Genomic DNA, 21,120 nt, shown 5'->3' on the forward strand with positions numbered 1-21,120 from the left:
CATGGGCGTCGATCCGACGGGGGCCGATGTCCACGGCGACGGCGGCGCGGCCGACGATGCCGGCTGGGCCGCGCGCGCGCGCGAACTGCTCGCCCATGGCGACGCGCGCCTGCTCAAGCGGTACGGCCGCGACGTCGACATCGACCGCCTGCTCGCATTGCGCGCACGCCTGGTCGACGACCTGCTGCGCCGCGCCTGGCACCACTGCATCCCGGAAGGCGCGGGGTTGTCGCTGATCGCCGTGGGCGGCTATGGCCGCGGCGAACTGTTCCCGCGCTCGGACATCGACCTGCTGGTGCTGGCAGAGCCGGACGCGCAGCAGGCGCACCAGGCCTCGCTGTCGCGGTTCTTCGCCCTGCTTTGGGACACCGGCCTGCCCATCGGGCACGCGGTGCGCTCGGCGCAGGAATGCACGACGGCGGCGGCAGACCAGACCGTGATGACCGCCCTGCTCGAGGCGCGTCCGGTCGCGGCGGGGCCGGAGGCGATGGCCGCGCTCGCCGCGGCGATCGCACCCGGCCGGATCTGGCCGCCGCGCGATTTCTTCCTGGCCAAGCGCGAGGAGCTGCAGCAGCGCCATCGTCGCCACGGTGATACCTCGGACAACCTGGAGCCGAACATCAAGGACGGCCCCGGCGGCCTGCGCGACCTGCATACGCTGGGGTGGATGGCCGAGCGCGCGTTCGGCGTGCGCGAACTGGAGGCGGTGGTCGGCCTCGGCCACCTGGGCGCCGACGAGGCGGCGGCGCTGGCCCGCGAGCGACGCTCGCTCGGGCGGCTGCGCTTCGGACTGCACCTGGTCGCCGGGCGACCGGAAGAGCGGCTGCGCTTCGACTACCAGAAGGCGCTGGCGCAGCGGCTGGGCTACGACGACGACGAGCACAGCCTCGGCGTCGAGAAGATGATGCAGGGCTTCTACCGCAGCGCGGCGATCGTCCGCCGGATCAGCGACCGCCTGTTGCAGCGCTTCGAAGAGACCTTCGATGGTGAAGCAAAGCCCGAGCCGCTGAACCCGGACTTCGTCCTGCGCCGCGGCTACCTGGCCGCGGCGGCCGGCTACTGGCCCGAGGGCGACCTGCGCGAAGTGCTGGCGCTGTTCTCGACCTGGGCCGCCCATCCGCAAGTGCGTGGCCTGCATTCGCAGACCGCGCGCGCGCTGGCCGAGTCGCTGCGGCAGCTGCCGGCCTATGCCGATGCAGGCCCGGCGGCGCGCGAGCGCTTCATGGCGCTGCTGCGCGGCCCGCGACCGGTGCAGACACTGACGCGGATGGCGCGGCTGGGCGTGCTCGGCCAGTACCTGCCGGCGTTCGCGCAGGTGTCCGGGCGAATGCAGTTCGACCTGTTCCACGTCTACACCGTGGACCAGCACACGCTGATGGTGCTGCGGAACATCGAGGGCTTCGCCAGCGCCAGCGCGGGCGCCGGCGACGGCGACGAGCGCTTCTCGATCGCTCACGAAGTTTGGCCGCGCCTGCGCAAGCCGGAGCTGCTGCTGCTGGCGGGCCTGTTCCACGACATCGCCAAGGGACGCGGCGGCGACCATTCCGAACTGGGCGCGGTCGACGCGCGCGCCTTCTGCGCCGCCCACGGCCTCAGCGAGGCCGACACCGGGCTGGTCGTCTGGCTGGTGGAGCAGCACCTGCGCATGTCGGTGACCGCGCAGAAGCAGGACATCTCCGACCCGGAAGTGGTCCGCGCCTTCGCCACCCTGGTCGGCGACCGCGAGCGCCTGGACTACCTCTACCTGCTGACCTGCGCCGACATCGCCGGCACCAGTCCCAAGCTCTGGAATGCCTGGAAGGACCGCTTGCTGGCCGACCTCTACCTGGCGACGCGCCGGGTGCTGCGCGAAGGCCTGGAAGCGCCGGTCGACGCCGAGGCACGCGTGGCCGAGGCGCGCGAAGCCACCCGGCTCCTGCTTCGCGAACAAGGCCATGACGACGCCACCATCGAGCGGCAGTTCGCCGAGATGCCGGACGAGAGCTTCCTGCGCTTCCGCCCCGAGCAGCTGGCCTGGCAGGCAGCGGCGCTGGTCGAGGTGCGGATGGGCGAGACCCAGGTCGTGGTCAGGCCGATCGGCGGTGCCGCCGGCGAGCACGGCGGCGCGCTGGAGGTGTTCGTGCATTCGCCCGACCGCGATGGCCTGTTCGCCGCGATCGTGGCCACCCTCGACCGCCACGGCTACGCCGTGCACCAGGCGCGGATCCTGATGGGCCCGCATGGCACCGTGTTCGACACGTTCGAGATATTGCCGGCCGACAGCTACGCCTGTGGCGAGCCGGCGCAACTGGAGCTGGCGCTGCGCGGGGCGCTGTCGGGCGCACTGGACCAGGTGCGCGCGCCGCGCCGCGCCGCGCCAAGGCAGCTGCGGCATTTCCGCTTCCCGCCGCGGGTGGATTTCAGCACCACGGCCGACGGGCGCCGCAGCCTGTTCGGCCTGGTCTGCCCCGACCGCCCCGGGCTGCTGGCCGATGTCGCCCAGGCGCTGCGTGCCAGCCACTTGCGGGTGCATGACGCCCGCATCGCCACCTTCGGCGAGCGCGCCGAAGACCTGTTCCAGATCACCGACGAACACGACCGGCCGTTGGACGCTGCCGCGCAGGACGTCCTGCGCGCCGAACTGCGTGCACGGCTCGATCCCGAAAACCCGAACCGAGGAGCCCCCCGCTGATGGCCGCGCAGAAGCCGAAGAAGACCCCTGCCCGCAAGACCGCGCGCAAGCGCCCGGCTGCGCCTGCCGGCCCCGGCCTGGACGAATTGAAGTTCTCGATCGAAAGCGCGTTCGCGCGCCGCGCCGCCCTGACCCTGGACGAGATCGACGGCTCCACCCGGCCGCTGGTGGAGCGCGTGATCGGTGGCCTGGAGTCGGGCGAGTTCCGGGTGGCCGAGCCGGACGGCAAGGGCGGCTGGCAGGTCAACGAGTGGCTGAAGAAGGCCGTGCTGCTCTACTTCCGGGTCAACGACATGGTGGTGATGGACGGCCAGCCGGCGCCATTCTGGGACAAGGTGCCGGCCCGGTTCGGCGACTACGGCGAAGCCGAGTTCCGCAAGCTGGGCGTGCGCGTGGTGCCAGGCACGATCGCCCGGCGCGGCGCCCATTTCGGCAAGGACGTGGTGCTGATGCCGAGCTTCATCAACATCGGCGCGCATGTGGGCGAGGGCACCATGGTCGACACCTGGGCCACCGTCGGCTCCTGCGCCCAGGTCGGCAAGCATTGCCACATCTCCGGCGGCGCGGGGATCGGCGGCGTGCTCGAGCCGCTGCAGGCCAGCCCGACGATAGTGGAAGACCACTGCTTCATCGGCGCGCGTTCGGAAGTGGTCGAGGGCGTGGTCGTCGGCCACCACAGCGTGATCGGCATGGGCGTGTTCATCGGCCAGTCGACCCGGATCTACAACCGCGCCACCGGCGAGATCTCCTACGGTTACGTCCCGCCGGGCAGCGTGGTGGTCTCCGGCTCGCTGCCGGCCGCCGACGGCAGCCACTCGCTTTACTGCGCCGTGATCGTCAAGCAGGTGGACGCGAAGACGCGTTCCAAGACCAGCATCAACGACCTCCTGCGTGGCTGAGCTGCGCTCGCCTGGCGACCGTCCTGTCGACGGTCGGCAGGGCAGCGAACGCGACCATCAATGGCCGGGCCGGCTCGCCGAAGCTGGCGACCTAGCGCCATGGATGGCAACCCTCGGCCTGGAAGAAAAGAAGACATGACCACGACGATCTACGGCCTGAAGAACTGCGACACCTGCAAGAAGGCGACGAAGTGGCTGGACCGCTTCGGCGTGCCCTACGCATTCGTCGATTACCGCGACGACAGGCCGTCACCGGAAACGCTGGTGGAGTGGGCCGGCAAGGCCGGCGGCTTCGATGCCCTGGTCAACAAGTCGTCGACCACCTGGCGGCAGTTGCCCGACGGTCGCAAGGCGCCCGGCAGCCAGGCCGAGTGGAAGCTGCTGCTGCGCGAGCACCCGCAGCTGGTGCGGCGCCCGGTGGTGGTCAGGGACGACGGCACCTTCAGCCAGGGCTTCTCCGACAACGGCTTCAAGAAGCTGTTCGGCGTCGGCTGAGCGGCACGCGCGCCGTTGCTGCGAGTGTGGTGGGTTCGTAGAGCGGGGCTTGCCCCGCTTCTCCCGACCACGATGCAGGAATCAGCGGGCAAGCCACGCTCTACGAGGGCGTGGCGTACGCGCGGCTGATCCGCTGACGTATCCTGCGTTGCACAAGGAGCAACGGCCGACCATGAGCGAAGTGCTGGACCTGACCTGCGATCTGATTTCCCGTCCTTCGGTGACCCCGGATGACGCTGGTTGCCAAATGCTGCTCGCCGGGCGGCTGCAACGCGCCGAGTTCGCCTGCGAGCACCTGCGCTTCTGCGCGGTCGAGAACCTGTGGGCCACCCACGGCAGCGGCGCGCCGGTGCTGGTGCTGCTGGGCCATACCGACGTGGTGCCGCCCGGCCCGCGCGAGGCGTGGACCAGCGACCCGTTCGTCCCGCAGGTGCGCGACGGCGTGCTCTACGGGCGCGGCGCGGCCGACATGAAGGGCAGCGTGGCGGCATTCGTCGTCGCCGCCGAGCGTTTCGTCGCCGCGCACCCGGCGCACGCCGGTACCCTGGCGATCCTGCTGACCGCCGACGAGGAAGGCGATGCGATCGACGGCGTGCGCAAGGTCGCGCAGGCGTTCCGCGAGCGCGGCCAGCGCATAGACTGGTGCGTCACGGGCGAGCCGTCCTCGACCGCGCGCCTCGGCGACCTGCTGCGGGTGGGCCGCCGCGGCAGCCTGTCCGGCACGTTGACGGTCAAGGGCGTGCAGGGCCACGTGGCCTACCCGCACAAGGCGCGCAATCCGATCCACCAGGCCGCGCCGGCGCTGGCCGAACTGGCGGCGAAGGTGTGGGACGACGGCTACGAGAGCTTTCCGCCGACCTCGCTGCAGGTCTCCAACATCCATGCCGGCACCGGCGCCAACAACGTCATCCCCGGCGAGCTGCAGGTGCTGTTCAACCTGCGCTACAACCCGCACTGGAACGCCCCGGCGCTGGAAGCGGAGGTCGCCGCGCTGCTGGACCGGCATGGCCTGGACTACGACCTGCGCTGGCATCGCAGCGGCGAGCCGTTCTACACGCCCGAAGGCACGCTGCGCGCGGTGGCGCGCGAAGTGCTGGGCCAGTTCGCCGGAGCGCCACCGGAGGAGAGCACGGGCGGCGGCACCTCCGACGCGCGGTTCATCGCGCCGCTGGGTGCGCAGTGCATCGAGGTCGGCCCGGTCAATGCCAGCATCCACCAGGTCGACGAGCATGTCCGGGTCGACGAGCTGGAGGCGCTGCCTGACCTCTATGTGCGCCTGATCGAGCGCCTGCTCCTGTAGAGCGGGGCTTGCCCCGCTGCCTTCGTTCGTGGTGCCGGCAGCCGGGCAAGCCCGGCTCTACGCGGCCGAATGTTCCTCCTGCGATCCACCCGTGCGCAGGCTCAGTGCGGCCCGCGCTGCTCGTTGGGCCTGGCCTTGCGGTCGCTCAGCAACGCGCTCAGAGCGATGGTCAGGCCCAGCGCCGTCGCCACCAGGAACAGCAGCACCGCCAGGGCGGGATAGCCGAACAGCTGGGCCTTGGTTTCCACCCGCATCAGCATCGCCGAGGACAGCAGCAGCGCGGCGGTCACCACCGAGGCGGCGATGCGGTTGGCGATCTTCTGCATGTTCTCCAGCAACCGCGAATTCTCCAGCCCGTCCAGGCGCACCTGCAGCCGGTTCTCGGCCAGCAGCGACAGGGTGTCGGAAATCTTGCGCGGCGCGTCGCGCAGCAGGGCCTGTACCTCCAGCGCCTCGCTGGCCAGGTTGGCGGTGGAGAACGATCGCCGCAGCTGCGCGCGCATGATCGACTGCAGGTGCGACTCGACCAGCTCGCGCACGTCCATCTGCGGATCCAGGGCGTCGGCCACCCGTTCCAGGTTGAGCAGGGTCTTGCCGAGCAGGCTGATTTCGGCGGGCACCCGCAGTCCGTGCTCGGCCGAGCAGCCGACCAGCTCCAGCAGCAGGCGGCCTTCGGAGGTGCGGCGGCCGCCGGTGGCATAGCGCGCCACCAGTTGCCCGGTGTCGCGGCTGAAGGCGGCGTCGTCGAACTGCTCCAGCCGCGTGCCGATGGCCACCAGTTCGCGGGCCACGTCCTCGCCGCGCGCGTCCACCGCGGCGAACAGCAGCTTGAGCAGGCGTTCGCGCATGCGCGGCGGTACCTGCGCCACCATGCCCAGGTCGATCAGCGCCAGCCTTCCGTCCTGGCACAGCAGCACGTTGCCCGGGTGCGGGTCGGCGTGGATGTCGCCGTGCACGAACACCTGGTCGAGGTAGGCGCGCATCAGCTGGCCGGCCGGCGTGGCCAGGTCGGTCTCGGTGCGGCGCAGGCCGGTGACGGTGGTCACCTTGGCCCCATGCACCAGCTCCATCGTCAGCACGCGCTGGGTCGACAGGCCCCACACCGGCGCCGGAACGTACAGCATCGGGTAGGCGGACAGGCGTTCGCCGAAGCGCTCCAGGTTCTCGGCCTCGCGCCGGTAGTCCAGCTCCAGCAGCAGGATCTTGCGGAACTCGGCGATCCAGCCGGCGAAATGCAGGCGACGCCCGGTCTCGGTCAGCGCATCGGCGGTGCCGGCCAAGCCGGACAGCACCTCCAGGTCCAGGCGGATGGCCGCGTCCATGCCCGGGCGCTGCACCTTCACCGCGACTTCGCGGCCGTCGCGCAGTACCGCGCGATGGACCTGGGCCAGCGAAGCGGCCGCCAGCGGCACCGGGTCGAAAGAAGCGAACAGGCGGCTGATCTTGGCGCCCAGTTCCTCCTCGATGATCTTCTCGATCACCTCGGTGGGTACCGGCGCGACTTCGTCCTGGATGCGGTCCAGTGCGTCGATGTAGGCCGGGGGCACCAGGTCCGGTCGCGTGGACAGCGATTGCCCGAGCTTGATGAAGGCCGGGCCGAGCGATTCGAGGTCGGCGGCGAAGGCCTGCGCCTCGGCGATCCCCGAGGCGTGGGCGATGGTCGGCTCGGCCGGCGGGGCGTGGCTCCAGTCCAGGCCGGTCAGGATCCGGCGATGGCGCGCCAGGCGGGCCAGGACCTGGCCGGTCCGGGTCAGACGTTGGGTGGTGTCGGGCAAGGTCGGCTCTCCGGTGACGGCGGAAATCCGCGCTGGGATGAGGGGCACGGGGAGTATTGGCCGGCCCGCGTGAGCGGGGTGTCAGTTGCCGCGGCAACGGTTGCGCGCGGTCCGCGCAGCGGGTTAACGTCGGCCCATGCACCCGTTCCGCCTCGCCAACACGGCCAATTGCAACCGCAACAACAATGCGGCCAATAACCGTGCGCGACCGATGCGGGAGCGCGACCGGAGCTAGAGCAGCACAGCCCGGCCACCATCGAACCCGCATCCGGCCGATGCGGGTTTTTTTGTGCCCGGCGGCTGGCCGGCCAGGGCCGGGCGCCTGGCCGCGATCCGCGAAGGAATCCGTAACACCCCACCAGACCCAGGAGCTTCCCATGTGTTCGATCTTCGGCATCTTCGGCCTGCAGCCGGGCGACGACCTGCAGGCGCTGCGCCGGCAGGCGCTGGACCTGTCGCAGCGGCAGCGCCACCGCGGCCCGGACTGGAGCGGGGTGTACGTCGACGACGGCGCGATCCTCGTGCACGAGCGCCTGGCCATCGTCGATCCTGCCGGCGGTTCGCAGCCGCTGCTGTCCGAAGACGGCCAGCTGGCGCTGGCGGTGAACGGCGAGATCTACAACCACCGCGCGCTGAAGGATGAACTCACCCGGCCCTATGCGTTCCAGACCGCGTCGGACTGCGAGGTGATCAACGCGCTGTACGTGGAGGACGAACCGGCTTCGTTCCTCAACCGGCTCAATGGCATCTTCGCCTTCGCCCTGTGGGACAAGGCGAAGGGCCGGGCGATCATCGCCCGCGACCCGATCGGGGTCTGCCCGCTGTACTGGGGCCACGACCGCGAGGGCCGGCTGCGCGTGGCTTCGGAAATGAAATCGCTCGTGGACGACTGCGCCGACGTGGCCCAGTTCCCGCCCGGCCACTGGTACGACACCGCGACCGGCACGCTGGCGAAGTACTACGAGCGCCCCTGGCGCAAGTACGAGGCGGTCGAAGGCGTGGAAGTATCGCCGCGGGAACTGCGCGAAGCGTTCGAGGCGGCCGTGCACCGCCAGCTGATGACCGACGTGCCCTACGGCGTGCTGCTGTCCGGCGGCCTGGACTCCTCGCTGGTCGCCGCGGTCGCCGCGCGCTACGCCCGCCACCGCATCGAGGATGGCGACCGCACGGAAGCCTGGTGGCCGCGCCTGCATTCGTTCGCCATCGGCCTGAAGGGTTCGCCGGACCTGGCGGCGGCGAAGATCGCGGCGGAGGCCCTGGGCACCGTGCACCACGGTTTCGAATACACCTTCGAGGAAGGCCTGGACGCACTGCCGGAAGTGATCCGCCACATCGAGACCTACGACGTCACCACGATCCGCGCCTCCACGCCGATGTTCCTGCTGGCGCGGCGGATCAAGGCGATGGGGGTGAAGATGGTGCTGTCGGGCGAGGGCAGCGACGAGGTGTTCGGCGGCTACCTGTACTTCCACAAGGCGCCCAACGCGCGCGAGTTCCACGAGGAGCTCGTGCGCAAGCTCGACGCGCTCAACAACTTCGATTGCCTGCGCGCCAACAAGTCGATGATGGCCTGGGGCGTGGAGCCGCGCGTGCCTTTCCTGGACCGCGAGTTCCTGGACGTGGCCATGCGCATGGACGCCAGCCACAAGATGGTGCGCAAGGGCGAGGCAGGCCCCCAGCGGATGGAGAAGGGCGTGCTGCGCCAGGCCTTCGACGGCTACCTGCCCGAGCAGATCCTGTGGCGGCAGAAGGAGCAGTTCAGCGATGGCGTGGGCTATGGCTGGATCGACGGCTTGAAGGCGCATGCCGAAGCGCAGGTCAGCGACCGCGAGCTGGCCGCGGCCGACAAGCGCTTCCCGGTCAATCCGCCGCAGACCAAGGAGGCGTACTTCTACCGGACGGTGTTCGAGCGCTTCTACCCGACGCCGGCCGCGGCCGAGACGGTGCCGGGCGGCAAGTCGATCGCCTGCTCCTCGCCGGCGGCGATCGCCTGGGACGCGAGCTTCGCGAAGATGGCCGACCCGTCGGGGCGGGCGGTGGCCGGCGTGCACGAGGCCGCGCACGCTTCGTAGGAGCCGATCCTTATCGGCGACGCGACGCCGTCGACACAGGCGACCCGTTCGTGATTCCGACGCCCGTGTCGCCGATGAACCGGTTCCTACGGCGGGCCCTCAGCCGCAGGTGATGCGGGTGATGGTGTTGTTGGCGTCGATCTCGACGTTGACCCGGTCGGGCCGGAAGTCGCGGGTCACGACCTGGCCCGGGCCGATCGGACGGATCAGCCCGGCGCCGCTTTCGCGCCAGACCCGGGCCATGACGTCCTGTTCGGCCTGCTGGCCGACCGCCCATGCGACCGGACCTGCATTGCAGGCGCCGGCGGCGGCCGCGTTGCGGCCCGGCGTGCCCGGATCCGGCTGGACCGAACTGCAGGCGGCCAGCACGATGCTGGCCAGGAGTGCGAAGGAAGCAGCGGAACGCAGGGTCATCGCGGCGGTTCTCCGTGGTGGCGATCGGCATGTGGCGATCGGTTTGCGCGTTGGTTCTTGCCAGCCGGGTAGCGAAAGTAGCGAGCAGGGGCCAGCTCCCGGCGTGGCGTCACTGCGGGGCGGCCGGCGCCAGGGTCAGGGTATGCCTTGCCGGGCCGGGCAGGAAGGGCGTGGCCCGGCCCTCTACCCAGTCGTCGTGGCCGGCACCCCAGAACGGCGACAGCGGATGGCCGCTCTGTCCGCCGGGCATGTGCACGATGCCGTCCGCCTCGTGGCCGGGCGAGACCACCATCCGCTGCGAAGCGCCGAACGCCGGGCCCTGGACGCGGGGCATCGAGCCGTCGCCCGGGAGGGGCGCGCCGGGCATGCACAGGCGGGTCCTGAAGAAGCCCGGCAGGGCGTTGGCGAGCGGGTGGCAGATCCGCGCCGTGTTGCGCTCGCCCCAGGTACGTTCGGACAGCGGGCCCTTCCCGGCCAGTTCGTCGCGCACTTCCTGCGCCGCATCCTCCAGCAGCGCGCTCCAGCTGTCGTAGCGACGCGACAGCAGGTGGGGCGGACGCTGCTCCAGCAGCGGCCAGGCCACGCCCTCCAGCTGCGGCAGGTCGGGCATGGCGAACTCATCGCCCAGCGCGGCCTGCGCCGGGGCCGCCAGGCCGTCGGCGATCCGCGCGTGCACGGCGAGGCGCCATGCCCGCACCAGGCGGTAGCTCACCGAATCGACCGAGGCGCGGCCCTGCCAGGTGGCGCCCGCCTCGGCCAGGCCATGCAACGCCGAGCCGGCCGGCGCACCCTTGGCCTCGTCCTGCAGCAGCTGCCACCAGCGCCGCAGGAACACGGCGCGGTCGTCGAGCTGGATCGCCAGCAGGTCGGTTTCGTCGAACCGGTCTTTCGCCAGCAGGCCATCGCGGATCTGCGCGGCGCGGGCGCCCAGGGCGTAGCCGCCGTCGCCGGCCACCGCCAGCGGCTCTCCATCCAGGACGCGGGCGTTGGCCGTCCACAGGCGATGGTTTTCGGGATCGGCCAGCACCGGCGACCGCGTGGTCGAGATACTCCACGGCGCGCAGTCGGTCGCGGGTGCGGAGACGGCGTCCTGCAACGGTGCCGGGCAGCGGCCATCGCGTACCGGCAGGGGCCCGAGGATGCGCCAGGCGATCCGCCCGCCGCGATCGGCTAGCACCAGGTTCTGCGCCGGGGTCGCGGCGCCGGCGGCGATCGCCAGCGCATCGTCCAGGTCCGAGGCGATCGCCAGGTCGGCCAGGCCGAAGTTCAGCGCGCCGGGCTGGTGGGCGACCCAGCGCAGCGCCAGTGCGGTTCCCTGCGCATCGGCCGGATGCAGGATCGGGCCGAAGCGCGTCTCCTCGACCGGGAACGCCACCGGATCGGCGCCGGCGACGCGGATCGTCTCGTCGTGGCGCACGACTGGTTCGCACCCGGGCCCGCCCGCCGCCGCGCACGGCCGGACCGGCTGCCAGTCGGCCGTGTCGGCATAGCTGTTGGTGAAGCCCCAGGCCACGTGCCCGTTGCTGCCGACGATCACCGCCGGCAGGCCGGGCAGGCTGAAGCCGGACACGTCGACGCGGCCATCCGGCGCGCGGCTGTCGGGATAGCGCAGGCGCACGCGGAACCAGATGTTCGGCGCGCGCAGGCCCAGGTGCATGTCGTCGGCGACGATGGCACGGCCATCGGCCGTGAGCGCGCCGGCCACGGCCCAGTTGTTGCTGCCCGGGGTGCCCTTGTCGGCCAGCCGGCTGGGCCGGTCGCCATCGGGCACCGGCAGCGTGCGCAGGTCGACCTGCGCCGGGCCCGGCAGCGCCGCGTTGCCGCGCGCAACGCCGAACAGCGGCGCGTCCCATTGCGTGCCATCGTGCGCGAGCAGGCCGAACAGCGCCGCCGGCACGTGCTGGCGCAGCTTCCACAGGCGCAGCTCGCGCAGGTTCTGCGCATCCTGCAGGTCGAAGTACATCGCGTAGCCGGCCAGCGCCGAATCGGCCACCTGCCAGCGGCGCGGCGCCTGCCGCAGCAGCAGGTACGGCCAAGGCCGCACGCTCAGCGCGCCGAGCCCGGCGTTGACGCCGTCGGTGTAGGCCTGCAGCTGCGGCAGGCGGTCGCCGGCGAACGCGTCCAGGTGCGCGTCGACCCGGGCGCGCATGCGATGGACGCGCTGCTGGCGATCGACATCGAGCGCCACCGCCCCGAACAGCTCCGACAGCTCCCCGGCCGCATTGCGCCGCATCAGGTCCATCTCGAAGTAGCGCTCCTGCGCATGCACGTATCCCAGGACGCGCATGGCGTCGGCCTCGCTGCCGGCCTGGATGGTGACGACGCCCAGCGAATCGCGCTCGACCGACACCGGCGCGGCCAGGCCCGGAACGGCGAGCTCGCCGTCCAGCGGGGCCAGGCTGCCGCGCAGCAGCCACCAGGCCAGCAGCGCCGCACAGGCGGCCAGCAGCGCGGCCAGCACCGCCAGGCGTCGGATCCAGCGAAGCATGCATTTCCCCTTCAGTGGCTAGGTGTGGATGGCGCGGCGCCCGATCGCGCCGCCGCAGCGGATTATTCCATGCCGCGGCGTGGCGGCCGCGGCCCAATGCGACTGATTCCGATTGGAACACCGGCCGCCGGCTTGCGGCACACTGCGCCCCGCAAGCCAGTCCGGAGCACCGACCCATGAAAGGCCATCCCGAAGTCATCGACTGCCTGAAAGAGCTGCTGCGCGGCGAGCTGGCCGCGCGCGACCAGTATTTCCTGCATTCGCGGCGCTACGAGGACCAGGGCCTGAAGGCGCTTTACGAGCGCATCGGCCACGAGATGCAGGAAGAGACCGAGCATGCCGACGCGATCCTGCGCCGGATCCTGTTCCTGGAAGGCGACCCGGACATGCGCCCGCATGCGTTCACCCCGGGCACGACCGTGGTGGAGATGCTCGAGGCCGACCTCAGGGTGGAGTACCAGGTGCGGGCCAACCTGGCCGCGGCGATGAAGCTGTGCGAGCAGAAGCAGGACTACGTCAGCCGCGACATGTTGCTGGCCCAGCTCAAGGACACCGAGGAAGACCACGCCTGGTGGCTGGAGCAGCAGCTGGGCCTGATCAAGCGCATCGGCCTGGAGAACTACCAGCTGTCGAAGATCGGCGGCGACGGCGCGCCACCGCACGGCTGAGCCGCTTTTCCGTAGAGCGGGGCTCGCCCCGCTGCCCCTGCCGGTGCCGGTCGCGGCGCAGCCGGCGGCGACCGGCGGTCAGCGCCGCTGCAGCCGGTACGCGGCGGTCGCAAGCGCGGTCACGCCCTCGGCGATGAAGCGCGGTTCGCTGGCGAGGATGTCGCGCCGGGTGAGTCGTTCGACGTCCCAGTGCGGCGCGAACAGCGCATGCACGTCCGCCTCGGGAACCGGGAACGGCGGGCCGTCCTTCTCGCCGGGCGGGTATTCCAGGGTGATCAGCAGGCCGCGACAACCCGCCGGCAGCCTGCCGTAGACCTCGTCCACGTAGCGCCGGCGCATGCCGGCCGGCAGCGCGATCAGCGCGGCGCGGTCGTAGAACGCATCCATCGTCGCCAGCGTTTGCTCGCGCAACGCGAACACGTCGCCCTGGACCAGGTCGATGGCGCCAGCCCGATGGTGCAGTCCGTCGGCGTCACGCTGGACCTGCGGGGTGATGCCGGCCTCGGCGAAGAACGCCTCCACCGCCAGCGGCGACAGTTCGCAACCCAGCACCTGCAGGCCCTGGGCGGCCAGCCAGTGCATGTCCAGCGTCTTGCCCGCCAGCGGCACGAACACGCGGCTGCCGGCCGGTACGGCGAGCGAGGGCCAGTACTGCTCCAGCAGCGGCATCACTTCGCCGCGATGGAATCCGATCTGGCCTTCCCGCCAGCGTTGCAGCCAGAAATCAGCGTCCATCCGTCACTCCGGTGCAGGCACCGCCGGTGCCCGTAGAGCGGGGCTCGCCCCGCTTCTTCCTGCCTGATTGCGGCACCTGCGCGGCGGGGCAAGCCCCGCTCTACGCAAGTCACTCGACCGCCAGTCCATCCACCTTCTGCCGCGCCCCTGCGCGAGTCGGTTGCGACGGCTTCTGACGCGCCGCCGCGCGCTGCGGCATCAACGGATCACTCGACAGCGAGGCTATCCACCTTTTGCCAGCCCCTCGGCAGCAGGCCGCCCCGCGTTGCCCGCGCCCCCAGGTACTCGTCCAGTTCCTTGAACGACAGCGTCATCGTGCGCTGCCCGCTGAGCACCTGCAGCTTCTGTCCCGGTGCCACCGCGGCCACCGCGACCACGCGCTCGGTGCCGAGCTTGGCCTTGGGGATGTCGATCAGCTTGTTGCCCTTGCCCTTGTCCAGCTCCGGCAGGTCGCTCGCGGCGATGGCCAGCAGGTGGCCGGCGCTGGTCACCGCCACGATCCGGTCGGTCTCGACGCTGGCCACCGCCGCCGGCTGCAACACGCGCGCGTTCGGGGTCAGGTTGAGCATCGCCTTGCCGGCCTTGTTGCGGCCGGTCAGGTTCTCGAAACGGGTGACGAAGCCGTAACCGTGCGAGGAGGCCAGCACGAAACGGGTGTCGTTGTCGCCGCTGGCCAGCGCCTGGAACGAGGCGCCCGCGGCCGGTGAGAAGCGGCCGGTCAGCGGCTCGCCGTTGCCGCGCGCCGACGGCAGGGTGTGCACCGCGGTCGAGTAGCTGCGGCCGGTCGAGTCCAGGAACGCCACCTGCTGGGTGCTGCGGCTCTTCACCGCGCCCAGCAGGCTGTCGCCTTCGCGGTACGACAGCCCGGCGGCATCGACATCATGGCCCTTGGCCGCGCGGATCCAGCCCTTCTCCGACAGCACCACGGTCATCGGCTCGCTGGGCACCAGCTCGGTCTCGTCGATCGCCTGCGCGGCGCCGCGCTGGACCAGCGGCGAGCTGCGCTCGTCGCCGAACTTCTTCGCGTCCGCCAGCAGTTCGTCCTTGACCAGCTTCTTGAGCTTGGCCTTGCTGCCGAGGATGGCGACGATGCGCTCCAGTTCCTTCGCCAGCTCGTCCTGCTCGCCGCGGATCTTCATTTCCTCCAGTCGCGCCAGCTGCCGCAGCCGGGTCTCCAGGATGTAGTCGGCCTGCTCCTCGGACAGGGCGAAGCGCGCGATCAGCGCGGCCCGTGGCTCGTCCTCGGTGCGGATGATGCGGATCACCTCGTCCAGGTTGAGGAAGGCGACCAGCAGGCCTTCCAGCAGGTGCAGGCGGCGCTCGACCTTCTCCTGGCGGTGCTTGAGGCGGCGGGCCACGGTGTCGGTGCGGAACACCAGCCACTCGTCCAGCATCGCCTTGAGGTTCTTGACCGCCGGCTTCCCGTCCAGGCCGATCACGTTCAGGTTGACCCGGTAGCTCTTCTCCAGGTCGGTGGTGGCGAACAGGTGGCCCATCAGCTGCTCGGCGTCGACCCGGTTGGAGCGCGGCACCAGCACCACCCGGACCGGGTTGGCGTGGTCGGATTCGTCGCGGATGTCTTCCAGCCATGGCAGCTTCTTGGCGCGCATCTGCGCGGCGATCTGCTCGATCACCTTCGACGGCGACACCTGGTAGGGCAGGGCGGTGACCACGAAGTTGCCGGTGCCTTCCTTGAGCCAGGTCGCGCGGGCGCGGACGCTGCCGTTGCCGGTCTCGTACATCGTGCGCAGGTCGGTCGCCGGGGTGATGATCTCGGCGGCGGTGGGATAGTCCGGCCCGCGCACGTGCTCGCACAGGTCGGCGACGGTGGCGTCGGGGTCGTCGAGCAGGCGCACGCAGGCGCTGACCACCTCGTTGAGGTTGTGCGGCGGCACGTCGGTGGCCATGCCCACGGCAATGCCGGTGGTGCCGTTGAGCAGCAGGTGCGGCAGCCGCGCCGGCATCCAGCTCGGCTCCTCGAGGGTGCCGTCGAAGTTGGGCACCCAGTCGACCGTGCCCTGGCCCAGTTCGCCGAGCAGGACCTCGGCGATCGGGGTGAGCCTGGATTCGGTGTAGCGCATGGCCGCGAACGACTTGGGGTCGTCGGTGGAGCCGAAGTTGCCCTGGCCCTCGATCAGCGGGTAGCGGTAGGAGAACGGCTGGGCCATCAGCACCAGCGCCTCGTAGCAGGCGCTGTCGCCGTGCGGGTGGTACTTGCCGATCACGTCGCCGACGGTGCGCGCGGACTTCTTCGGCTTGGCCGCCGCGTTCAGGCCGAGCTCGCTCATCGAATAGACGATGCGCCGCTGCACCGGCTTGAGCCCGTCGCCGACGAAGGGCAGGGCGCGGTCCAGCACCACGTACATCGAGTAATCCAGGTAGGCGCGCTCGGCGTACTCGCGCAGCGGGATCTGTTCGAAGCCGTGGAAGGTGGGGCGGATGGTCTCGGTCATTGCGGGCACTGCGGGGGACAGGCCACGATTCTACCCGTCCGCCTGCCCCCGGATCAGCCCGCCCAGGGCAGCAGCGGGCCGCCCAGCCAGAGCGCGCGCGCCATCCAGGCGGTGGCCAGGGCGATGGCGATGGTCAGCGGGATGCCCACGCGCAGGAAGTCGCCGAAGGTGTACTGGCCGGGATTGAGGATCAGCAGGTTGCCGTGGTGGCCGATCGGGGTCAGGAACGAGGCCACGGCGCCCATCGCCGTGCACACCACGAACGGCGTGGGCGGCAGGTCCAGGCCATGCGCGAGCGCCAGCGCGATCGGCGCCAGCAATACCGTGGTCGCGGCGTCGGACAGTATCTGGGTCAGCAGCGCCGCGGTGCCGAACATCACCAGCAGCAGGACGAAAACCGGCCACTCGGCGGAATGGGCGAGCAGGAACTGCGCCACCAGTGCGGCCGTGCCGGTCTGCTCCATCGCGATCCCCAGCGGGATCACGCCGGCGATCATCACGAAGATGCGCACGTCGATCTGCGCATAGGCCTGTTCGATCGCCACGCAGCGGGTCAGCACCATCGCCGCCGCGCCGGCCAGGAAGGCGATCTGCGGCGGCAGCAGTTCGGTGGCGGCCGCGGCGACGGTGGCGGCCATGATCGCCAGCGCCATCGGCGCACGCCGCCGGCTCTTCTGCTGGCCCTGGAACGGCATCAGCATCAGGAAGCCGTGGTGCGCGGCCAGCGGCTGCAGGTCCTGCTCGCGGCCCCACAGCACCAGGAGGTCGCCTTCCTCGAGCCGCATCTCCGACAGCTCGCCGTGCAGCCAGCCCTCGCGCCGCCACAGGCCGACCACTACCACGCCCAGGGTGCGCAGGAAGTCGATCCCGGCCACGCTGCGGCCGATGAACTCCGAATTCGGGGCGACCACCGCCTGGACCAGGCGTTCCTCGCCCAGCACTTCGGTCTCGGGGTCCTCGCGCGGCTTGTCGCCGTACTTGGCGACCGCGTGCAGGGCCAGCCCTGGCTCGTCCTTGATCGAGGCGATCTCGTCGGGTGAGGCGCGGACCAGCAGGACATCGCCGGCCGCCAGCGGCCGGTCGCCGGCCTGCTGCCGGCGGCGCATGCCGTGGCGCAGCCAGTCCACCACCTGCAGGCGCTCGGCGAAGGCGTCCTCGAACTGTTGCCGTGTGCGGCCGACCCAGGGCGAGTCCGGCTCGACCAGCAGTTCGGTGTAGTAGCGCTCCAGGCGCAGGTAGTCGCCCTGCGGCGATTCGCCCATGCGCCGCGGCAGGAGCCAGCGGCCCAGCAGCATGTAGGCCGTGCCGAGCAGGACCAGCACCGCGCCGATCGGAGTGATGGCGAAGATGTCCAGCCCGGCGCCGCCGTCGCGCTTGAGCAGGTCGCTGGCCAGCAGGAAGGCGGGCGCGCTGAACAGGGTCAGGGTGGTGCCCAGCGAGGCGGCCAGCGACATCGGCATCAGCAGCCGCGAGGCCGCCAGCTTCTGCTCGCGCGCCAGGCGCATCAGGATCGGCAGCATCATCGCGGTCACCATCAGGTGGTGCGAGAAGGCGGCCAGCGCTGCGGTCGCGGGCATCACCACCGCGACCGTGCGCCACTCGCTGCCACCGGCGGCCCGGCCGATCGCCGCGCCGATGCGGTCGGTGATCCCGGTGGCGGCCAGCCCGGCCGAAAGCACGAACACCGCCGCGACGATGATCGCCGGCTCGCTGGAGAACCCGGCCAGGGCCTGCTTCGCATCGAGGATGCCGGTGAGCGCCAGCGCGAGCAGGGCCAGGACCGCGACCACGTCCACGCGCATCCGGCCGCTGATGAACAGCGCGAGGGTGGTGGCGAGGATGGCCAGGAAGAGGATCTGTTGCGTATCCATGCGCGGCGGGGCGTCCGGTGACCGATCCGCATCGTAGCCGGTGGGAGGGCACGGGCCTGCGTTGGCGGCCGGAAAAGAAAAACCCCCGCGTCTGGCGGGGGTCTTCAGGCAGGCGTGCCTGCGATGTCTGGTGCCCAGGAGAGGACTCGAACCTCCACGGTTTTACCCGCTAGTACCTGAAACTAGTGCGTCTACCAATTCCGCCACCTGGGCAGGTGAGGCCGCGCATTCTGGAGGGTGGCCGAAATCTTGTCAACGCCCCGTTGGCGCCCGCATGCCTGCACGCGGCCGTGAGCCGGGTGGGGTGTACGATCCGCGCATGAAAAACACAGGCAAGCGCGGCGGGAAGGCCGCGGGCGGCTCAGGCCGCAAGGACGCCGGCCCCGGCAGGGCTGGCGGGGACGCGTCACGGACGAAGAAGACCCCAGGCAAACCCGCGGCGTCACGCAAGCTGCCGCCGTGGATGCCGGAGCCGCCGCCACGGGCTGGCGGCCGGCCGCCAGCCCCGGCCGGGACCGCGCACCAGGCGGCGCCCCGCAAGAGGCACCATGACCCGCATGCGGCGCGCGAGGCCGAGCGCTACGCCAACCCCATCGCCAGCCGCGAGGCGATCCTCGCCGCCCTGGAGGACGCAGGCGGGCCGCAGACCGCCGAGGAGCTGGCGCAGACCCTCGGCCTGACCGCGGAGGACCGCTTCGACGCGCTGGGCAAGCGCCTGGGCGCGATGGTCCGCGACGGCCAGCTGGTGCAGAACCGCCGCGGCGGTTTCGCCCCGGTCGAACACACCAACCTGATCCCCGGCACGGTGATCGCTAATCCCAACGGCTTCGGCTTCCTGCGCCCGGATGCCGGCGGCGGCGACGACCTGTTCCTGCCGCCGTACGAGATGCGCAAGGCCATGCACGGCGACCGCGTGCTGGCCAATGTCACCGGCATCGACCGCAGCGGACGCCGCGAGGGCAGCATCGCGCGCGTGCTCGAGCGCGGCATCAGCCGCCTGATCGGCAGCTTCGGCACCGAGGCCGGGATCAGTTTCGTGGTTCCGGACGACAAGCGCCTGCAGCGCAACATCCAGGTGCCGCAGGACGCCACCGGCGGCGCGCGCGACGGCCAGCTGGTGGTCTGCGAACTGGTCCAGGCCCCCGACGCGCGGCGTCCGCCGATCGGCAAGGTGATCGCGGTGCTCGGCGACAGCCTGACCCCGTCGCTGGTGGTCGAGGCGGCGATCCACGGCCACAACCTGCCGCACGAGTTCCCGCCGGAGGTGCTGGACGAAGCCACGGCGGTGCCGTTGACCGTCGAGCCGTCGATGGTCGGCGACCGCGTGGACCTGCGCGCCACCCCGCTGGTGACGATCGACGGCGAGGACGCCAAGGACTTCGACGACGCGGTCTACTGCGAGGCCAACAGGCATGGCTTCCGCCTGGTGGTGGCCATCGCCGACGTGTCGCACTACGTGCGGCCGGGCACGCCGCTCGACGACGAGGCGCAGAAGCGCGCCACCTCGGTCTACTTCCCCGGCTTCGTCGTGCCGATGCTGCCGGAGACGCTGTCCAACGGGATCTGCTCGCTGAACCCGCGCGTCGACCGCATGTGCTTCGTCTGCGACATGCAGGTCGACCACGACGGCCAGGTCACGCGGTCGAAGTTCTACGAGGCGGTGATGAACTCGCATGCGCGCCTGACCTACACTCAGGTGTGGAAGGCGGTGGGCGAGGATGACGACGACGCCCGTGCCGAGATCGCGCCGGTGCTGCCGCACGTCGAGCGCCTGCACCAGCTCTACCAGGTCCTGGCCAAGGCGCGCGCGAAGCGCGGCGCGATCGAGTTCGAGACCTCCGAGGTCCGCTTCGTCCTGGACAACCGCGGCGAGGTCACCCAGGCCGGCATGCTGGTGCGCAACGACGCGCACAAGCTGATCGAGGAATGCATGATCGCCGCCAACGTCGAGGCGGCGCGGCACCTGATCAAGGCCGGCGTGCCGGCGCCTTACCGCATCCACGAGAAGCCCCCGGAAGGCAAGTACGCGGACCTGCTCGAGTTCCTCAAGGAATTCAAGCTCAGCCTGCCCCCATGGGGCAAGGTCCAGCCCGGCGACTACACCCGCCTGTTGAAGAAGGTCCGCGAGCGCCCCGACGCGGCACTGCTGGAGTCGGTGCTGCTGCGCAGCCAGAGCCTGGCGGTCTACTCGCCGGACAACGCGGGCCATTTCGGCCTGGCGCTGGAGGCGTATGCGCACTTCACTTCGCCGATCCGCCGCTACCCGGACCTGCTGGTGCACCGCGCGATCAAGCACGCGCTGTCGAGGCGGAAGCCGGACGCTTTCCTTTACGCGCCGCGCGACATGGCGGGTCTGGCGCTGCAGTGCTCCGAGCGCGAACGCCGCGCCGACGAGGCCGAGCGCGAGGTGGACGAGCGCTACCGCGCCGCCTGGATGGAGCAGCACGTCGGCGGCCAGTTCGACGGCGTGATCAGCGGCGTGACCAGCTTCGGCCTGTTCGTCGAGCTGGACCAGTCCAAGGTCAACGGCCTGGTCCACGTCACCCAGCTGCCGCACGATTACTACCACTTCGACCCGGTGCGGAAGACCCTGTCCGGCGAACGCCGCGGCATGCAGTTCCGGCTCGGCGACCGGGTCCGGATCATCGTGCTCAAGGCCAGCCTGGAGGAGCGCAAGATCGACTTCCGCCTGGTCGAGGACAAGGAGCGCGACACCGGCCTGCCGCCGCTGCCGCCGCGCGGGCAGCCGGCGAAGCGGACCAAGCAGAAGTACTGAGTCGCCGTGGCCAGCGAACCGGCGGTGCATACGGGGGGCTGCCAGTGCGGGGCGGTGCGCTTCCGCGTCACCGGCCCGCTGGACGACGCCTCGATCTGCCATTGCCGGATGTGCCAGAAGGCGTTCGGCGCCTACTACGCGCCGCTGGTGTCCACCCGCGGCGCGCGGCTGGAATGGACCCGCGGCGAGCCGAAGCGGTTCCAGTCCTCGAACCTGGTCCGGCGCGGGTTCTGCGGCGACTGCGGGACCCCGCTGACCTACGAGGCCCCCGATGGCGTGGCGCTGGCCGCCGGCGCGTTCGACGACCCGGCGGGGCTGGCGCCATGGATCCAGTACGGGATCGAGGGTCGCCTGCCGTATGTCCAGGGGCTGTCCGCCCTGCCGGCCCGTCGCACCGAGGAGGACGAGGCGGTCGCGGACTTCCTGTCGCGGATCGTGTCCTTCCAGCATCCGGACCACGACACCGGACACTGGCCGCCGCGCACCGGGGCGTGAACGCGAGG

At 70.9% G+C, this 21,120-nt stretch carries 14 protein-coding genes and 1 tRNA gene; 8 read left to right on the forward strand and 7 right to left on the reverse strand.

All coding sequences use genetic code 11. The annotated features are described in order from the left end of the window. Position 1 precedes the first annotated feature (1 nt). The 4 genes from glnD to dapE all read left to right on the forward strand — a co-directional run bounded on the left by glnD (position 2) and on the right by dapE (position 5,365). A complete protein-coding gene (gene glnD, locus ABKA19_RS12695; RefSeq protein WP_353689206.1) occupies positions 2-2,671 on the forward strand; it encodes a [protein-PII] uridylyltransferase in 2,670 nt (889 codons plus the stop codon). Further along, positions 2,671-3,570 (forward strand): 2,3,4,5-tetrahydropyridine-2,6-dicarboxylate N-succinyltransferase, encoded by a 900-nt coding sequence (gene dapD / locus ABKA19_RS12700; RefSeq protein WP_353689207.1) that lies wholly within the window; start codon positions 2,671-2,673, stop codon positions 3,568-3,570. The genes glnD and dapD overlap by 1 nt, the downstream gene beginning before the upstream one ends. 135 nt (positions 3,571-3,705) lie before the next feature. Beyond that, positions 3,706-4,065, forward strand: a complete 360-nt coding sequence (locus ABKA19_RS12705) for an arsenate reductase (RefSeq protein ID WP_353689208.1) — start codon at positions 3,706-3,708, stop codon at positions 4,063-4,065. A gap of 172 nt (positions 4,066-4,237) precedes the next feature. Beyond that, a complete protein-coding gene (gene dapE, locus ABKA19_RS12710) occupies positions 4,238-5,365 on the forward strand; it encodes a succinyl-diaminopimelate desuccinylase (protein ID WP_353689209.1) in 1,128 nt (375 codons plus the stop codon). Between the two features lie 101 nt (positions 5,366-5,466). On the opposite strand, the gene ABKA19_RS12715 is transcribed toward dapE, so the two are convergent. Continuing rightward, complete coding sequence (locus ABKA19_RS12715; protein WP_353689210.1) at positions 5,467-7,140, reverse strand: ABC1 kinase family protein; 1,674 nt, start codon at positions 7,138-7,140, stop codon at positions 5,467-5,469. A 377-nt stretch (positions 7,141-7,517) separates the two neighbouring features. Here ABKA19_RS12715 and asnB point away from each other — a divergent pair, with 377 nt between their 5' ends. After that, positions 7,518-9,212 carry an asparagine synthase B gene (gene asnB / locus ABKA19_RS12720; protein ID WP_353689211.1) on the forward strand — a complete coding sequence of 565 codons (1,695 nt, stop codon included), beginning with the start codon at positions 7,518-7,520 and terminating at the stop codon, positions 9,210-9,212. A 99-nt stretch (positions 9,213-9,311) separates the two neighbouring features. Here the strand turns inward: asnB and ABKA19_RS12725 are convergent, their stop codons facing one another. Continuing rightward, entirely contained in the window at positions 9,312-9,626 is a 315-nt protein-coding gene (locus ABKA19_RS12725; RefSeq protein WP_353689212.1) for an I78 family peptidase inhibitor, read from the reverse strand. 109 nt (positions 9,627-9,735) lie between these two features. Next, on the reverse strand, positions 9,736-12,114 hold the full coding sequence (locus ABKA19_RS12730; protein ID WP_353689213.1) for a penicillin acylase family protein: 2,379 nt from the start codon (positions 12,112-12,114) through the stop codon (positions 9,736-9,738). A 176-nt stretch (positions 12,115-12,290) separates the two neighbouring features. Here ABKA19_RS12730 and bfr point away from each other — a divergent pair, with 176 nt between their 5' ends. Further along, a complete protein-coding gene (gene bfr / locus ABKA19_RS12735) occupies positions 12,291-12,782 on the forward strand; it encodes a bacterioferritin (protein ID WP_162378323.1) in 492 nt (163 codons plus the stop codon). Positions 12,783-12,860: 78 nt separating this feature from the next. Here the strand turns inward: bfr and ABKA19_RS12740 are convergent, their stop codons facing one another. From ABKA19_RS12740 to ABKA19_RS12755, 4 genes are all read right to left on the reverse strand, one after another. Beyond that, complete coding sequence (locus tag ABKA19_RS12740) at positions 12,861-13,517, reverse strand: thiopurine S-methyltransferase (RefSeq protein ID WP_353689214.1); 657 nt, start codon at positions 13,515-13,517, stop codon at positions 12,861-12,863. A gap of 206 nt (positions 13,518-13,723) precedes the next feature. Further along, positions 13,724-15,970 (reverse strand): DNA topoisomerase IV subunit A, encoded by a 2,247-nt coding sequence (parC, locus tag ABKA19_RS12745; RefSeq protein ID WP_353689215.1) that lies wholly within the window; start codon positions 15,968-15,970, stop codon positions 13,724-13,726. Positions 15,971-16,023: 53 nt separating this feature from the next. Continuing rightward, the gene (locus ABKA19_RS12750) at positions 16,024-17,841 is read right to left on the reverse strand and encodes an SLC13 family permease (protein ID WP_162378326.1); all 1,818 of its coding nucleotides are present in this window, start codon (positions 17,839-17,841) and stop codon (positions 16,024-16,026) included. Positions 17,842-17,969: 128 nt separating this feature from the next. Beyond that, positions 17,970-18,054 (reverse strand) — tRNA-Leu (locus ABKA19_RS12755). A gap of 250 nt (positions 18,055-18,304) precedes the next feature. Between ABKA19_RS12755 and rnr the strand changes: the two genes are divergently transcribed. Together rnr and ABKA19_RS12765 are read left to right on the forward strand one after the other, a co-directional pair. After that, positions 18,305-20,617 (forward strand): ribonuclease R, encoded by a 2,313-nt coding sequence (gene rnr / locus ABKA19_RS12760; protein ID WP_353689216.1) that lies wholly within the window; start codon positions 18,305-18,307, stop codon positions 20,615-20,617. 6 nt (positions 20,618-20,623) lie between these two features. Then, positions 20,624-21,112: a GFA family protein gene (locus ABKA19_RS12765; protein ID WP_353689217.1), complete on the forward strand. Its 489-nt coding sequence runs from the start codon at positions 20,624-20,626 to the stop codon at positions 21,110-21,112. Positions 21,113-21,120: the final 8 nt, after the last annotated feature.

Origin of the sequence: Pseudoxanthomonas sp. Soil82 (assembly GCF_040446535.1) — a bacterium.
In the GTDB taxonomy this organism is placed as follows: domain Bacteria; phylum Pseudomonadota; class Gammaproteobacteria; order Xanthomonadales; family Xanthomonadaceae; genus Pseudoxanthomonas; species Pseudoxanthomonas kaohsiungensis.

What these genes read in the sequence shown, in the direction of transcription:
- glnD (WP_353689206.1), top strand. Translation starts at nt 2, where the DNA reads ATGGGCGTCGATCCGACGGGGGCCGATGTCCACGGCGACGGCGGCGCG.
- dapD (WP_353689207.1), top strand. Translation starts at nt 2,671, where the DNA reads ATGGCCGCGCAGAAGCCGAAGAAGACCCCTGCCCGCAAGACCGCGCGC.
- ABKA19_RS12705 (WP_353689208.1), top strand. Translation starts at nt 3,706, where the DNA reads ATGACCACGACGATCTACGGCCTGAAGAACTGCGACACCTGCAAGAAG.
- dapE (WP_353689209.1), top strand. Translation starts at nt 4,238, where the DNA reads ATGAGCGAAGTGCTGGACCTGACCTGCGATCTGATTTCCCGTCCTTCG.
- asnB (WP_353689211.1), top strand. Translation starts at nt 7,518, where the DNA reads ATGTGTTCGATCTTCGGCATCTTCGGCCTGCAGCCGGGCGACGACCTG.
- ABKA19_RS12725 (WP_353689212.1), bottom strand. Translation starts at nt 9,626, where the DNA reads ATGACCCTGCGTTCCGCTGCTTCCTTCGCACTCCTGGCCAGCATCGTG.
- ABKA19_RS12730 (WP_353689213.1), bottom strand. Translation starts at nt 12,114, where the DNA reads ATGCTTCGCTGGATCCGACGCCTGGCGGTGCTGGCCGCGCTGCTGGCC.
- bfr (WP_162378323.1), top strand. Translation starts at nt 12,291, where the DNA reads ATGAAAGGCCATCCCGAAGTCATCGACTGCCTGAAAGAGCTGCTGCGC.
- ABKA19_RS12740 (WP_353689214.1), bottom strand. Translation starts at nt 13,517, where the DNA reads ATGGACGCTGATTTCTGGCTGCAACGCTGGCGGGAAGGCCAGATCGGA.
- parC (WP_353689215.1), bottom strand. Translation starts at nt 15,970, where the DNA reads ATGACCGAGACCATCCGCCCCACCTTCCACGGCTTCGAACAGATCCCG.
- ABKA19_RS12750 (WP_162378326.1), bottom strand. Translation starts at nt 17,841, where the DNA reads ATGGATACGCAACAGATCCTCTTCCTGGCCATCCTCGCCACCACCCTC.
- rnr (WP_353689216.1), top strand. Translation starts at nt 18,305, where the DNA reads ATGCCGGAGCCGCCGCCACGGGCTGGCGGCCGGCCGCCAGCCCCGGCC.